The sequence below is a fragment of the Microbacterium sp. YJN-G genome (genome assembly GCF_015040615.1).
Lineage (GTDB): Bacteria > Actinomycetota > Actinomycetes > Actinomycetales > Microbacteriaceae > Microbacterium.
Genome location: NZ_CP060402.1, coordinates 737,181 through 750,154 on the forward strand (window position 1 = coordinate 737,181; position 12,974 = coordinate 750,154).

15 protein-coding genes are annotated in these 12,974 nt (G+C 70.6%); 1 reads left to right on the plus strand and 14 read right to left on the minus strand.

Annotation, left to right across the window (positions count from 1 at the left end):
- Positions 1–5: 5 nt before the first annotated feature.
- From H7694_RS03440 to H7694_RS03505, 14 genes are all read right to left on the minus strand, one after another.
- Positions 6–1,535 (minus strand): flagellar hook-length control protein FliK, encoded by a 1,530-nt coding sequence (locus H7694_RS03440; RefSeq protein WP_193598152.1) that lies wholly within the window; start codon positions 1,533–1,535, stop codon positions 6–8.
- A complete protein-coding gene (locus H7694_RS03445; RefSeq protein WP_193598153.1) occupies positions 1,532–1,951 on the minus strand; it encodes a hypothetical protein in 420 nt (139 codons plus the stop codon). The genes H7694_RS03440 and H7694_RS03445 overlap by 4 nt, the downstream gene beginning before the upstream one ends.
- A complete protein-coding gene (locus H7694_RS03450; RefSeq protein ID WP_193598154.1) occupies positions 1,948–3,243 on the minus strand; it encodes a FliI/YscN family ATPase in 1,296 nt (431 codons plus the stop codon). The genes H7694_RS03445 and H7694_RS03450 overlap by 4 nt, the downstream gene beginning before the upstream one ends.
- Entirely contained in the window at positions 3,240–3,845 is a 606-nt protein-coding gene (locus H7694_RS03455; protein ID WP_193598155.1) for a FliH/SctL family protein, read from the minus strand. The genes H7694_RS03450 and H7694_RS03455 overlap by 4 nt, the downstream gene beginning before the upstream one ends.
- Positions 3,835–4,833 carry a flagellar motor switch protein FliG gene (gene fliG / locus H7694_RS03460; protein ID WP_193598156.1) on the minus strand — a complete coding sequence of 333 codons (999 nt, stop codon included), beginning with the start codon at positions 4,831–4,833 and terminating at the stop codon, positions 3,835–3,837. The genes H7694_RS03455 and fliG overlap by 11 nt, the downstream gene beginning before the upstream one ends.
- The gene (gene fliF / locus H7694_RS03465) at positions 4,830–6,470 is read right to left on the minus strand and encodes a flagellar basal-body MS-ring/collar protein FliF (protein WP_193598157.1); all 1,641 of its coding nucleotides are present in this window, start codon (positions 6,468–6,470) and stop codon (positions 4,830–4,832) included. Before fliF ends, fliG begins: the two co-directional genes overlap by 4 nt.
- The gene (gene fliE, locus H7694_RS03470; RefSeq protein WP_193598158.1) at positions 6,470–6,769 is read right to left on the minus strand and encodes a flagellar hook-basal body complex protein FliE; all 300 of its coding nucleotides are present in this window, start codon (positions 6,767–6,769) and stop codon (positions 6,470–6,472) included. The genes fliF and fliE overlap by 1 nt, the downstream gene beginning before the upstream one ends.
- Positions 6,769–7,161: a flagellar basal body rod protein FlgC gene (locus H7694_RS03475; protein ID WP_193598159.1), complete on the minus strand. Its 393-nt coding sequence runs from the start codon at positions 7,159–7,161 to the stop codon at positions 6,769–6,771. The genes fliE and H7694_RS03475 overlap by 1 nt, the downstream gene beginning before the upstream one ends.
- Positions 7,158–7,502 carry a flagellar basal body rod protein FlgB gene (gene flgB, locus H7694_RS03480; RefSeq protein ID WP_193598160.1) on the minus strand — a complete coding sequence of 115 codons (345 nt, stop codon included), beginning with the start codon at positions 7,500–7,502 and terminating at the stop codon, positions 7,158–7,160. The genes H7694_RS03475 and flgB overlap by 4 nt, the downstream gene beginning before the upstream one ends.
- A 593-nt stretch (positions 7,503–8,095) precedes the next feature.
- Positions 8,096–8,362 (minus strand): hypothetical protein, encoded by a 267-nt coding sequence (locus tag H7694_RS03485; protein WP_193598161.1) that lies wholly within the window; start codon positions 8,360–8,362, stop codon positions 8,096–8,098.
- Positions 8,359–8,757: a flagellar export chaperone FliS gene (gene fliS, locus H7694_RS03490; protein WP_193598162.1), complete on the minus strand. Its 399-nt coding sequence runs from the start codon at positions 8,755–8,757 to the stop codon at positions 8,359–8,361. Before fliS ends, H7694_RS03485 begins: the two co-directional genes overlap by 4 nt.
- A gap of 2 nt (positions 8,758–8,759) precedes the next feature.
- Positions 8,760–10,142, minus strand: a complete 1,383-nt coding sequence (fliD, locus tag H7694_RS03495) for a flagellar filament capping protein FliD (protein ID WP_193599051.1) — start codon at positions 10,140–10,142, stop codon at positions 8,760–8,762.
- 71 nt (positions 10,143–10,213) lie between these two features.
- Positions 10,214–11,398, minus strand: coding sequence for a flagellin (locus H7694_RS03500; protein WP_193598163.1), 1,185 nt, complete (start codon positions 11,396–11,398; stop codon positions 10,214–10,216).
- Positions 11,399–11,479: 81 nt separating this feature from the next.
- Positions 11,480–12,292, minus strand: coding sequence for a sigma-70 family RNA polymerase sigma factor (locus H7694_RS03505; protein WP_193598164.1), 813 nt, complete (start codon positions 12,290–12,292; stop codon positions 11,480–11,482).
- 190 nt (positions 12,293–12,482) lie between these two features.
- Between H7694_RS03505 and flgN the strand changes: the two genes are divergently transcribed.
- A complete protein-coding gene (flgN, locus tag H7694_RS03510; RefSeq protein ID WP_193598165.1) occupies positions 12,483–12,965 on the plus strand; it encodes a flagellar export chaperone FlgN in 483 nt (160 codons plus the stop codon).
- Positions 12,966–12,974: the final 9 nt, after the last annotated feature.

Sequence of the window (12,974 nt, forward strand, 5' to 3'; positions counted from 1 at the left end):
TCGGATCAGGCGTAGACGTCGATGCGAGAGCGCGACGACGGGTCGGTCGGGACAGATGGGGAGGTGCGCGGGCTCTCGCGGGTGGCCGGAGCCACCGGACCACCACCGGATGCCGGCTGCGCGGCGGACTGCGAGCCCGAGCCCGCCCCCGAGCCCTCGCCGAGCTGCGACTCCGCCCGAGCGTGCGCGTTCTGGCGTCCGGCATCCGAACCCGTGGGGGAGTCCTGCGTCGAGACGGCGACCGAGGCGCCGGGGGCGGCGATCGAGAGGTCGCGGCGCAGGTCGGCGATGATTGCGCGCAGCGCCTCGCGTCCGGCATCCGAGGGGGCGTGAAGCTCGACCCTGATGCCGGATGCCGTGACAAGAGCGCGGACCGTGACCGGCCCCAGCGACTCCGGCGACACGGTGAGCGTGATGCTGTGCTCGCCCTCACCGGCGCGCGCGAGCGCGACGAGCGGAACGCTGACCTGCGGCAGCAGCGCCGGCCGTGGCGCGGCGGCGGGCTCGGCCACACCGGCCGGCACCGGCGCCGACAGCCGCGCGGCGACGGGTGCGGCCGTCGACGTCGGAGCGACGGTCTGCTCGGCCTCCGTCGCACGGCCGCCGCGGGCGGCGACAGGTGCGGCGACGGATGCCGCCGGGGAAGCGGATGCCGTCGGCGCAGCGGCGTCGCCGGGCTGGCCGGGCAGAGAGCCCGCGGCACCGGTGGTTGCGGATGCCGACGGAGAAGCGGATGTCGTGGCCTGGGCCGCGCCATCCGGCGTGACCGACAGGGCCTGTGGAGCGGTCGCTGTGGCGGTGCCACCGGCGGCGGTGCCGGCGGGAACGGTTCCGCTCGAAGCAGTACTGGCTGGGGCGGTGCTGCCCGGAACGGCCCCGCTCGACGCAGCGCCTGCGCCGACGGCGGAGGCGGTCGGCATCCGACCCTCGGCGCCCGCAGCTGCCGCGCTCGCCGCGGCCGTCGTCGTCGCTGCGACCGCAGCCGTGTTCGCAGCGCCAGCGGCGTCCGCCGCAGCAGCACCGGCGACGGACACGGAAGCGGATGGCGTCGCGGAAGCAACGATCGTGGTCGACCCGGCCACCGTGGCTCCGGCCTGCGCACGTCCGGTGACGGTACCGCCCTCCGCCTCACCGGAAGCCACAGCATCCGCGGTCACAGCGGACTCGACGGCAGCGGCGAGTTCAACAGGAACCACGCCGGCGACCGCCGCAGCACCGTCGACCCCCGCGATGGACTCGCCACTGGTGCCTGGCAGCATGTCCTTGCCGCTCGGCTGCGCGGCATCCTGACCAGGCGCACCAGCATCGGCGGCAGCGCCGCTCGTCGCACCAGCACCTGCGCCCGCAGCCGCGGCATCCTGCGCTACGGCGCCGCCAGCAGCACCAGCACCAGGTCCGCCCCGCCCCGCCTCCTCAGCAGCCACCTGACGAACGGCATCCGCGAATCCCGTCGCCGCGGCGCTCGACCCGCCCGACCGCGCACTCGCGACAGGGCGCGGTTCAGCCGCCGCCCCGAGCACGATCTGCAGGCTCATGCGGATCCCGCCCCTCGCCGCAGCGCGATCTCGTCGAGTTCATGCTGCTCGACGCGCAGCTGCTCGGCGCGCACGCGCATCCGGTGCGCGGTCGCGAGCCGGTCGAGCCCGCGCAGCTCGCGTCGCACCGACTCGTGCGCGGTCTGCGCCGATTCGACCTCCGCCTGCTGCAACTCGGCCAGCGTCTGCAGGTCGGCGAGCATGCTGCGCCCGGCCACTCGTGCGGCGGCCAGCGCCGCCAGCGAGCGAACATCCGTGGCATCCGATTCGTCCGCCGCGAGCGCCGCGCGCAGGTGGCGGTCGCGGGTGGCGGTCTGGTTGGCCTCGATGGTGGCGCGCGACAGCTCCTGCGCGGCGGCGCGCTCCTGGATCGATCGCACGCGCAGCAGGCCGGCGAGGGAGAACGGACGTGTCATGACGTGCCTCCGAGATCGGTGACGAGCCGCGCCAGACGCTGCCAGGAATCGGCGGCGGCGCTGGGCTCATCGAGGGACTGGGTGAGGAACTGCGAGATCCCGCGCTCGTTGGCGAGCGCAGCATCCACGCGCGGGTTCGCACCGGGCTGGTAGGCGCCGATGTCGATCAGGTCGTTGGCGGACCGGCGCGCGGCCAGCACCGCACGCAGCGTCGTGGTCTGCGCGCGCTGCTCGGCAGTGGTGATCTTCCCGGCGACGCGCGAGGCCGAGGCCAGCACGTCGACCGCCGGATGGTGCCCCGAGATGGCGAGCGAGCGGTCGAGCACCACGTGTCCGTCGAGGATCGAGCGCACCGCATCCGCGATCGGCTCGTTGTGGTCGTCGCCGTCGACGAGCACCGTGTAGATGCCGGTGACCGAACCGCCCCGGTCGGTGCCGGCACGCTCGAGCAGGCCGGCGAGGATCGAGAACGTCGACGGCGGATAGCCGCGGGTGGCGGGCGGTTCGCCCGCAGACAGGCCGATCTCGCGCTGCGCCATCGCGACTCGGGTGAGCGAGTCCATCATGAGGATCGCATGGGCGCCCTCGTCGCGGAACGCCTCGGCGATGCGGGTGGCGGTGAAGGCGGCGCGGATGCGGGCCATCGCCGGCTGATCAGAGGTCGACACGACCACCACCGAGCGGGCAAGGCCCTCCGGGCCCAGGTCGTCCTCGAGGAACTCGCGCACCTCGCGGCCGCGCTCGCCGACGAGGGCGATCACGGTGGCATCCGCCTCGGTGCCGCGGGCGATCATCGACAGCAGCGACGACTTGCCGACGCCCGAGCCGGCGAACAGGCCCATGCGCTGCCCGCGTCCCACCGGCAGCAGCGTGTCGAGCACGCGCACGCCCAGCGGCAGCTGCGCGGTGATCCGGTCGCGCCCGAGGATCGACGGCGGCTCGTGGTCCAGGCTCACCAGCGGGGTGCCCAGCGGTCCCTTCCCGTCGATCGGGCGTCCCAGCCCGTCGAGCACCCGGCCCAGCAGCCCGCGCCCGGCGGGCACGCGTAGCGGACCGCCGCGGCCGCGCACCGGCACGCCGATGGTGAGTCCTGTGGTCGGGGCGAGCGGCATGCAGCTCAGGCCCTCGGGCCCGGTGGCGACGACCTCGGCGTCGATGTCCTCGCCGATCTCGACCAGGTCGCCGACGGCGCAGTCGAGTCCGCGCACCTCCACGCCCAGGCCACGCACGCGCGAGACCCGCCCGCGGCGCTCGGGGCGTGCGGCGTCGAGCACGGCGCCCCAGGCGGTCACGGCGACACCTCGTCCAGGGCCCGGCGAGCCCGCTGCACGGCCGCGCCGACACGGGCGTCGACGATGCCCTCGGCGACCTCGGCGGTCGCGTCACCCGGTGCGAGGGTGTCGTCGGCGACGATGAGGATGCCGGCGGGCACGGCATCCTTCTCCTCGAGCGTGCGCAGGTCGGCAGGGCTCAGGCGCACCTCGGCCGGCGGCTGCGAGCTGTGGGCGGCCAGCGCACGACGCAGCGCCGAGGTGGCCGCGAACTCGCGGTCGGAGAGTACCTCGGCGAGGATCGCCTCGGCCAGCTCGATCGCCCGTTCCGAGACCTGACGCTCGGTCGCGTCGACGAGGGTTCCGGTGCGAGCGGTCAGGGCGGCTGCGGCGGCGTGCAGCGACGACAGAGCGGATGCCAGCTGGGCCCGCGCCTCGGCATCCTCGACGCCCCGCCGCTCCGCGGCGAGAGCCGCGGCGGCATCCGCCTCTGCTTTCCCGACCCGGAAGCCCTCGGCGTGGCCCTCGGCGTATCCGCGCAGCCGCGACTGCCGGTGCTCGGCTTCGGAATCCCTGCCCAGCAGGCGGGGGAAGGCGGCGGGGGCGAAAGCGTCAGAAGACATATTCGTCCTCGTCGGCGCGCTGCACCGAGATCTCGCCGGCGGCTTCCATGCCGCGCAGCAGGTGCACGATGGCGGCGCGCGCCTCCTCGACCTGCGAGATGCGCACTGGTCCGATACTGCGCGATTCGAGGTCAAGATTCTCGCGGTTGCGCTCGGAGACGTTGCGGCGGATGACCTCGGCGATGCCGTCGTTCGCGCCTTTCAACGCCAGCGCGAGGGTGCGCAGGTCGACGCCGCGCAGCACGCGCTGGGCGTCGCGGTCGTCCAGGCGCACCAGATCGGCGAAGGTGAACATGCGCGAGCGGATGTCGTCGGCGAGTGCCTGGTCTCGGTCTTCGATGCTCTCCAGCAGGGCCTTCTCAATCGACGCGTCGGAGCGGTTGATGATCTCCACCAGCGGCTGCACGCCGCCCAGGCGTTCCGGGTTGTCCCGGAGCGCGAGCATACCCGTGCGGGCCTGCAGCGACTCCGCGACGATTCCGATCGCATCCTGGGTCGCGGTGCCCATGGTCGCGATGGACTGCGCGACATCGGCGCGGATCGACTCGGGCAGCGCTGCGAGTACTGCTGCTGCCTGATCAGTCGCGAGATGCGCGAGCACCAACGCGATCGTCTGGGGCAGTTCGCCGTCAAGTTGCCCGGCGATATGCACGGGGTCGGCGGCGCTTAGGAAGTCGAAGGCGGAGTTGGACGATCCCACCCGACCGAGCACGGCCGCTGCACGTTCGGAGCCGAAAGACGCCTGCAGTAGGGTCGCCGCGAGGTCGCGTCCGCCTCGAACGGGTGGGAGGTTTCCGGCAGCGAGATGCTGGAACCGTCCGAGTGCGTATGCGGCGGTCGCGGCGTCGACGTTCTGCAGTCCGATGATCTCCGCGGTGATGGCTTCCGCCTCAGCTTCGGACATGTGCTTCATGACGTCGATCGCCGCCGATCGGTCGATGTTCATGATCACCAGGGCTGCGGTCTGCCGTCCGGTCAGTGCCTTCATACGCCGGCCCGGTCTGTGAGGAGTGTGCGCAGCAGCTCTGCCGTACGCTGCGGGTCGCGGCGACTGAGTGCCTCGACCTCCGCCCGCCGGCGCTGGAGGCTGATCTGCGCCGGCTCGGTCTCGATCTCGAGTTCCACGACCGTGTCGGCGGTCGCCGTGTCGGCGGGCGGCTCAGGCGCGGGGGCGAGCGGCATAGGCACCGTGGCCGGCTGCTCCAGCGGCAGGGCGCCCGCGTAGGCGGCCACCGACGGGGCGCGCTCGCCGAACATGAGGTCGAACTCGTCGGGCTCGCGGGCCTTGCGGCGGGAGCGCACGATGAAGAAGATCACGACCGCCAGCAGCGGCAGCGCGACGGCGGCGACGATCAGGGCCGTGGTCAGCAGGGCGGTGCGCTGCTCGGCCTCGGCGGCTTCCTTCGCGGCATCCAGTGCGGCCTGCGCGGCCTGCGCGTCGAGGTCGCTGAACTCGACGCGCTCGACCGAGAGCACGTCCCCGCGCTCGGTGTCGATGCCCGCCGCCGCGGCGATCAGGTCGCTGAGCTGCCCGGTGTCGATGGCGGCCGCGGCCTCGGCATCCACCGCGACCGAGACGGATTGGCGGGTGATCGAGCCGGCCGGGGTCCGCGTGGTCTGGGTGGACTTGTTGACCACGTTGTTGCGGGTCTCCTCGGTCACCTCGTAGCTGCCGCCGGCGCCGTTCGAGGGGACCGCGATGTTATCGGGACCCAGCACGCCGGCACCCGACTGCCCGCCCGTGCCGGTCTCGGTGCGGATCTGCTCCGACGAGGCACCGCCTTCGACGGGCGTGTAGGTCTCATCGAGACGCTCGTTGACTGAGCGGTCGATCTCGGCGGCGACGGTGACCGTTGCGTTGCCTGCGCCGACGACCCGGTCGAGCAGCTGCTGCACGCTCGTCGCGATCCGCGCCTCGTAGTCGCCGGCCTGCCGGTCGACGCCGCCGGTGGCGCCGACGCCGACGGATGACAGTGTGCGGCCGCTCTGATCGACGACCGCGACGTTCTCGGGCTTCAGGCCGCTGACCGCGGCCGAAGTCAGGTGGATGATCGCCTCGATCTGCGGCGGCGTCAGCGACGAGCGCCCGGTCTCGACGAACACCGAGGCGGTGGGGTCGACCTGCTCCGAGACGAAGACGCTCTCCTCGGGGATCGCCAGGCGCACGGATGCGGCGGAAACCCCGTTGAGCGACGAGATGGTCGCCGCCAGCTCGCCCTCGATGGCGCGCTTGTAGGCGACGGACTGCTGGAATTCCGAGGTGGTCACGCCCAGGTCGTCGAGCAGCGAGTAGCCGTCCGAGCTCGCGCTGGGAAGACCCGCGGATGCTGCGGTGAGCCGCTGGTCGTACACGTCGGACTCGGGCACGAGCACGGTGGTGCCGCCGTCGGTCAGCTCGTACGGCACCGACGAGGCGCGCAGCTGCTCGACCACGGCGTTGGCGTCGCTAGCGCTCAGCCCCGTGAACAGCGGGGTCATCACCGGACGCGCGGCCCAGCTCGCGAGCGCGGCGATACCCAGGGCAAGCACGGCCAAGCCGATGAGCGCGATCGTGCGCTGCGCGACCGTGAACCCGGCGATCGCGCGCCGCATGCGCTGGAAGATGCTGGTGACGGCAGCGGGCATCAGGCCTGCATCCGCATGATCTCGTTGAACGCGTCGACGCCCTTGTTGCGCACGGCGGCCACGAGCTCGAGGGTCACCGCAGCGCGCGACGAGGCGATCATGGCGGCGTGGATGTCGTCGAGGTCACCGGTCACGGCGGCGACCTTGAGAGCATCCGACTGTGACTGCAGCGCACGCAGGTCGTCGATGGCGCCGGTGAGGCTCGACGCGAACGCCGAGTCGTCGCCGCGCGCCGACGAGGCGGCGAGCGGCGAGGGAAGAGAGGCGGCGATCCCGTCGATGCCGGAGATCGGGTCCATCAGCCGCGTCCGATCTGCAGGGCGGCCTCATAGGCGTTGCGCACCCGGTCGACGGTGCCGGCGCTGGCCTGGTAGCCGCGCTGGGCCATGATCAGCTGGCTCATCTGCGCGCCGAGGTCGATGTCGGGGTAGCGCACGTAGCCGTCGGCATCGGCCAGCGGGTGATCGGGCTGGTGCACGAGGCGCCCCTCGTCGTCGCCGAGTTCGACGCCGGCGACGTACACGCCGGGGGAGGAGGCGCTGTTCTCGACCAGCACGTAGCGCTCCTGGAACGCGGGCGCCGCCGGCGAGACAGCGGTGTTGATGTTCGTGATGTTGTCGCTGATGGCGTCGAGCCACTTGCGGTGCACGGTCAGTCCGGTGCCGGCGATGCCGATCGAGTCGAAGGTCATGATGTGGTCCTCAGAGCCGTGCGCACCGACGAGAACGAGCCGTTGATCGCCTGCGTGGCGAACTGGTAGCGCAGCATCGTGTCGATGCTCGAGAGCGTCTCGGTGTCGAGATTGACGTTGTTCCCGTTGAGTCGGGTCGGCTCCAGGGACTCGCCGACCGTCGCCGTGACCGTGCCCCGGCCCGCCTTGACGGCGTCGGAGAGGGCCTGCTCGAACTGCACGCGCTTGGCGTGGTAGTCGGGGGTGTTGACGTTGGCGATGTTGTCGGCGATGGCGCGCTGGCGGAGCGAGAGCCCGTCGAGCGCGCTCGAGAGCGCAGAGAAGGTCACTGAGTCGAACACGAACCGCTTTCCGTCCGTCGGGGGATGTGGCCTGTCCATGGCCGTTCTCGGCGAGCGTTCCCTGCTCAGCGGCTTCTATCGGCAGATTCTCGGAATGCGTTAGCCGAGACCTCGGATGTCGCCACCCGTCTCGTCTCGTCGCTCGCTCATCCCTCCTCTCATTCCCCCGCGTGAGGTGTCGCAATTGGTGGGGTCGGCGGGGTGGGATGCCGCGTGTTGCGACACCTCGAAGGAAGGAGGAAGGAGGAAGCGAGGGGCGGGATGCCGTCGGCCGAGGTCGTCGATCTTCTCTCGTCGCATCGCGGCCGCGGTCATCCCTCCGCGTGAGGTGTCGCGAATGGTGGGGTCGGCGGGGTTGGATGCGGCGTGTTGTGACGCCTCGAAGGAGGGGAGGGGCCGGATGCCGTCATCCCTCGGCTTGAGGTGTCGCAAGTGGTGGGGTCGGCGGGGTTGGATGCGGCGTGTTGTGACACCTCGAAGGAGGGGAGGGGCCGGATGCCGTCATCCCTCGGCGTGAGGTGTCGCAAGTGGTGGGGTTGGCGGGGTGGGATGCCGCGTGTTGCGACACCTCGAAGGGAATGGGCGGGATGCCGTCAGCCGGCGACGTCGAGGTACGCGGGGGTGTCGACGGCTGCATCCGGGACGCGGCGCAGCGCGACCAGCTGGTTGACGATAGCGTCCTGCTGCTCGCGGATGCGGGCGATGCGCTCCTGCTGGCGCAGCAGCACGTCGCGGGCGCGGTCGGCGAGCTCCTCGGGCATCGGGCCGGCCGGACGCTGCCACTCCGACAGCGGCATCCCAGGGTCGTCGATCTCGCGTTCGAACAGCGTGAACAGCTCGTCCCAGTCAGGCGCTGTCATGCCCGTGCCGCCGCGGGCTCGGCGGAGAGGGAGTCTGCGGCCGCATGCCACGCCTCGCGCAGCGGCGCGACGAGTTCGGCACACGCGCGGGTGCGCTCGGGGTCGCGGCCGATGTTCGCCCCGATGAGCGTCTCGGTGAGGAAGACGTACACCGAGCGCAGCTGCGCGCTGCCATCCCAGGCGTCCGTGAGCGACGACTGCAGCTCGGCGATGATGGCCTGCGCGTGCTGCAGCTGGCTGTTCGCCTCGGTCCAGTCACCGCGACGCTGCGCCGCCTCACCGCGCTCGATGTCGATCAGCATCCGGTCGTACAGCATCGTCAGCAGCCGCTCGGGGCCGGCCGAGAGGATCGCCTGCTCCTTGTAGCGCTGCTGCGCCTTCATCGCCGCGTTCATGATCAGGAGTCCTTCTGCACGGGTGCCAGCGCTGCCAGCTGTGAGGAGAGGTACGACGACTGCGACTGCATCCGCGACAGCTGCACCTCGAGCTGCGCGTAGGTGCGCTCGAGCGTTGCCTTGCGCTGCGCGAGGCGCACGTCCCAGCGCTCGATCTGGTCGCCGAGCGCGTCGACCTCGTTCTGCTGTCCGGTGATCCGGGCGGTGAGCAGTCCGTCGTACTTGTCGGAGTAAGTTTCGGCCACATCCTGCACGCGCGTCGCGATGCCCGAGAAGACCGCGGCGACCTTCGCCGGGTCGTCGGCGAGCGCCTTGGTGAAGCGGTCGTCGTCGAAGGTCAGCACGCCGTAGCGGTCGATCGAGACCCCGATCTCGGACGGAGAGACACCGTCCACGGGATACTGCACGGCATTGGCGAGCGCGCCGCGCAACGACCGCACGGTGCTGTCGCCGGTGAACACGCCCAGCGTGGTGGTCTCACCGGCACCATCCGGCACCGTCGCCGTGGATCCGCGGTCGATGTTGCCGAGGATCTTGGCGATCTGATCGATGAACTCGCCGTGCGCCTTCGCCTGCTCTGCCGCATCGGCGGTGACCCCGATCGTGACAGGGTCGGCGGACACGGCGGTGACCGTGACGTCGACACCCGTGAACAGCTCGGTGAACGTGCCGCTCGCCGAGGTGACGACCTGCTCGGCAGCGGTTCCCGCCCACAGGCGGATCTGCGCGTCGGCGCCGGTCGTGCTGGTGGCGGCGCCCGGCTCGGCCGCCAGGTCGATGGCCGTGCCGGCGTCGACGTCGGCGATGCCACCGCGGTGCACGTCGAACGCTCCGGCGGTGCCGGATTCGGATGCCGTGAGCTGCAGGCGGTACTGCGGCGTGCCCGCGCCGTCGGTTCCGGCGGCGACGGCCTGCGCCGTGACGCCGAATCCGGATGTCGTGATCGCGCGGGCGATGTCGCTGAGCGACGACGAGGCGGCGGTGATCTCCAGCCGCTCTCCGGCGGAGTTCTGCAGGGTCAGCACAGGCGGATCGTCCGGCCAGGTGGTGTACGCGGCGCTGACCACGGAGTGACGCGTGGCGACGGCATCCACGACGATCTCGGCCGAGACCGGCTGGGCGTCGGCGCCCGCCGTCACCGTGACACCGGAGGCGGAGGACGTCGTGGTGAACCGGGCCATCGCGTCGGGGGCGGCGGCGGCCTTCGCCTTGGTGGCGAGATCCTGAACCGAGGCGTTCAGGGACTGCAGGTTGGAGATGATGACGCCCTTGTCGGTCATCTTGTTCTGCAGCAGCGTGCGGGGGATGGCCTGTACATCCATCAGCGCCTTGACAAGGGCGGTGGTGTCGAGGCCCGAGACCAGTCCGTCGAGCGAGATTCCCATGCTCACCTTTCCTGCTCGAGAGGGGGTGAGCCCCGGGTGGCGAACGTCCGTCACCCGGGGCCCGGGGTGGGTCAGCGCAGCAGCTGCAGCACGCCCTGGTTGGCCTGGTTGGCCTGGGCCAGCATGGCGGTGCCCGCCTGCGACAGGATGTTCGCCGACGTGTAACGGACCATCTCGGCAGCCATATCGGTGTCGCGGATGCGGCTCTCGGCAGCCGACAGGTTCTCTGCCGACACGTTGAGCGAGTTGATCGTCGACTCGAAGCGGTTCTGCACCGCACCGAGGTCGGCGCGTGCGGACGAAACCGACGTGATGTTACGGTCGATCATCGCGATGGATGCCTGCGCGTTCGCCGCGGTGTCGAACTTCAGGCCGCCTGTCACAGGAGTGCCGGCAGCGCCCTCCACCGTGCCGGTGGGGTCGGTGGCCGAGGTGACGACTCCCCCGTCGAGGGCGGTGACGACGATACCGGTTCCAGCACCGTTCGCGTCGCGAGTCACGGACACAGTGAAGTTGGCTGCGAAGTTGCTGTCGGAACGCAGTGCCTCCGCGTACTCGTCGACACTCTGGAAACCAGCTGCGCTGCCATCCGCGGTGTCGCTGAGCGTTCCCGTGGTAACGGTCGTCGCGATTCCGCCCACGGTCGTGGTGAACTCGGCCGCACCCGTGGTGAGAGCGGTGATGTCGGCGATTGCGTACGCCGTGCCGGTCGTCGTCAGGTCGCCGCCGGCGAGTTCCGTGGCGATTGCCTTGACATTCGCGGTGCTCAGGTCGACCGAGATCTGGCTGCTCGCCACGCCGTCGGCGCCCACCTGGAACTTCAGCTCCGAGTTGGAGCCGTCCAGCAGCTGAATTCCGTTGAAGTTCGTCGAGTCGGCGACTCGAGAGAGCTCCGAGACAAGCTGGCCCGCTTCCTTCGCGATCGCCGTGCGGGACTCGGCGTTGTTCGAGTCGTTACCGGCCTGCACCGCGAGGTCGCGGAGTCGCTGCAGGATGGAGTGGACCTCGGTCAGGGAGCCTTCTGCGGTCTGGATGACCGAGATGCCGTCCTGGGCGTTGCGCGCCGCGACGTTCAGCCCGTTGATCTGCGAGCGCAGACCCTCGGAGATCGCCAGGCCCGCCGCGTCGTCCGCGGCCCGGTTGATGCGCAGACCGCTCGAGAGCTTCTCGAGCGACTTCGACAGGTCGTTCTGCGTGCTGGACAGGTTGCGGTAGGCGTTGAGCGCCGACACGTTGGTGTTGATCTGCATACCCATGATGTGTTCCTCCGTGATGGGATCAGTACGGAGCCCGTCCGTGGGCTCCGTACAGACCTATCGGCGGAATGGGGCGGGACGTTAGCTGCAGGTGGTGACGGCATCCTTCGTCGCGAATACCCGGGCGATGTTCCCGCCACCGCTCTCGGCGATCCGGGCGAAGAATCCCTCCCGTACGGATGCTGAGACGCGCGAGACCACGGGCGCTTCCTGGTCGTCGTGGAAGTATTTTTCCAATGCATCGCGCAGTAGCCGGATCGCCTCCGAGCGCTGCTGCGAGACCGCGGAGTGCGAGACGCCGAGCTCCGCAGCGATCTCCTTGACCGGGCGCTCCTCGATGTAGACCGCGTGCACGATGAACCGCATCCGCTCGGGCAGGGCGCCGATCGCGTGCTCGAGCACGCCGCGGCGCTCGGCGATCGCGACCGACTCCTCGGGAAGGGGCAGGGGAGAGGCGAGTTCGGACTCAAAGGCGTCCTCGAGACCGCTCACGGTACGGGCGGCGTCGGCGAGTGCGGTCACCACCTCGTCGTGCGACGATCCCAACGCCGTGGCGATCTCGGCAATGGACGCCGGGCGACCCAGCGCGTTGGACAGCGTCTCCTGCACTGCGGTGGTCTCTTTGATGCGCCGTCGGATGCCGCGTGAGGCCCAGTCCATCGAGCGCATCTCGTCGGCGAAGGCGCCGAGGATGCGCCGGCGGGCGTAAGCTCCGAAGGGGACGCCGAGGGAGGGATCGAAAGCCTCGGCGGCGGTGACCAGGGCGAGTGCGCCCGCGGAGGCGAGATCCTCACGCGGAACGTGCGTCGCGCGGGCATGCGTCTCGGAGGCCAGGTACCCCACAAGCGGCAGATTCTCTTCGATCAGCCGGTTGCGGGCATCACGTCTCGACACGTTGGCAGCTTCCCTCTACGCCAAGGGGTTCCGCCGTCCTCCGGTTGCCGGCAGATCCCCCTACCACGACTTGAATGATAGCTCCATGGGGAGAACTACCCATGCCGTGGCGTATAACCATATCCAGAAGTTTGCCGATAGGTAAGGAAAGACTGGCCGAATGGCCAATCAGTCACTGGGGAGAGACGCGATGGGAACGAATGAATTGAGCATGCAGCTGTGGCGAGAACGCGAGCTGCTCGAACTGCTGCTGTTCAAGCTCGAAGAGCAGGAACTGCTGCTCGCCGCGGGGCGCTCGCGGTGGATGCACTTCGCGACCCGCGAGATCGAGCAGGTGCTCGAGGCCATGCGCACGGCGGGCATCGCGCGGGTCGTCGAGGCCGAGACGGTCGCCGAGGAGTGGGGCGCCCCCGAGGGGGCCAGCATCCGCCAGCTCATCGAGCACGCGCCGGAGGGGGCCTGGCGCGAGGTGCTGACCGACCACCTGCGGGCCATGACCAAGCTCACCGACGAGATCGGGCGTCTGCGCGACGCCAACTCCGAGCAGCTGCGCGCGGTCCTGCGCGCCACGCAGGAGACCATCGCCGGGCTCGGCGACGAGACCGGCGAGTACACCACACAGGGTGATCGCGCGCGCGACGACTCGGCGCGCATCATCGACACGGAGATGTGACCGGGAGGC

Bases quoted from the DNA above. Each gene is read 5' to 3' on its own strand.
- H7694_RS03440 (WP_193598152.1), bottom strand. From the start codon at position 1,535: ATGAGCCTGCAGATCGTGCTCGGGGCGGCGGCTGAACCGCGCCCTGTC.
- H7694_RS03445 (WP_193598153.1), bottom strand. From the start codon at position 1,951: ATGACACGTCCGTTCTCCCTCGCCGGCCTGCTGCGCGTGCGATCGATC.
- H7694_RS03455 (WP_193598155.1), bottom strand. From the start codon at position 3,845: ATGTCTTCTGACGCTTTCGCCCCCGCCGCCTTCCCCCGCCTGCTGGGC.
- fliG (WP_193598156.1), bottom strand. From the start codon at position 4,833: ATGAAGGCACTGACCGGACGGCAGACCGCAGCCCTGGTGATCATGAAC.
- fliF (WP_193598157.1), bottom strand. From the start codon at position 6,470: ATGCCCGCTGCCGTCACCAGCATCTTCCAGCGCATGCGGCGCGCGATC.
- fliE (WP_193598158.1), bottom strand. From the start codon at position 6,769: ATGGACCCGATCTCCGGCATCGACGGGATCGCCGCCTCTCTTCCCTCG.
- H7694_RS03475 (WP_193598159.1), bottom strand. From the start codon at position 7,161: ATGACCTTCGACTCGATCGGCATCGCCGGCACCGGACTGACCGTGCAC.
- H7694_RS03485 (WP_193598161.1), bottom strand. From the start codon at position 8,362: ATGACAGCGCCTGACTGGGACGAGCTGTTCACGCTGTTCGAACGCGAG.
- fliS (WP_193598162.1), bottom strand. From the start codon at position 8,757: ATGAACGCGGCGATGAAGGCGCAGCAGCGCTACAAGGAGCAGGCGATC.
- fliD (WP_193599051.1), bottom strand. From the start codon at position 10,142: ATGGGAATCTCGCTCGACGGACTGGTCTCGGGCCTCGACACCACCGCC.
- H7694_RS03500 (WP_193598163.1), bottom strand. From the start codon at position 11,398: ATGGGTATGCAGATCAACACCAACGTGTCGGCGCTCAACGCCTACCGC.
- flgN (WP_193598165.1), top strand. From the start codon at position 12,483: ATGGGAACGAATGAATTGAGCATGCAGCTGTGGCGAGAACGCGAGCTG.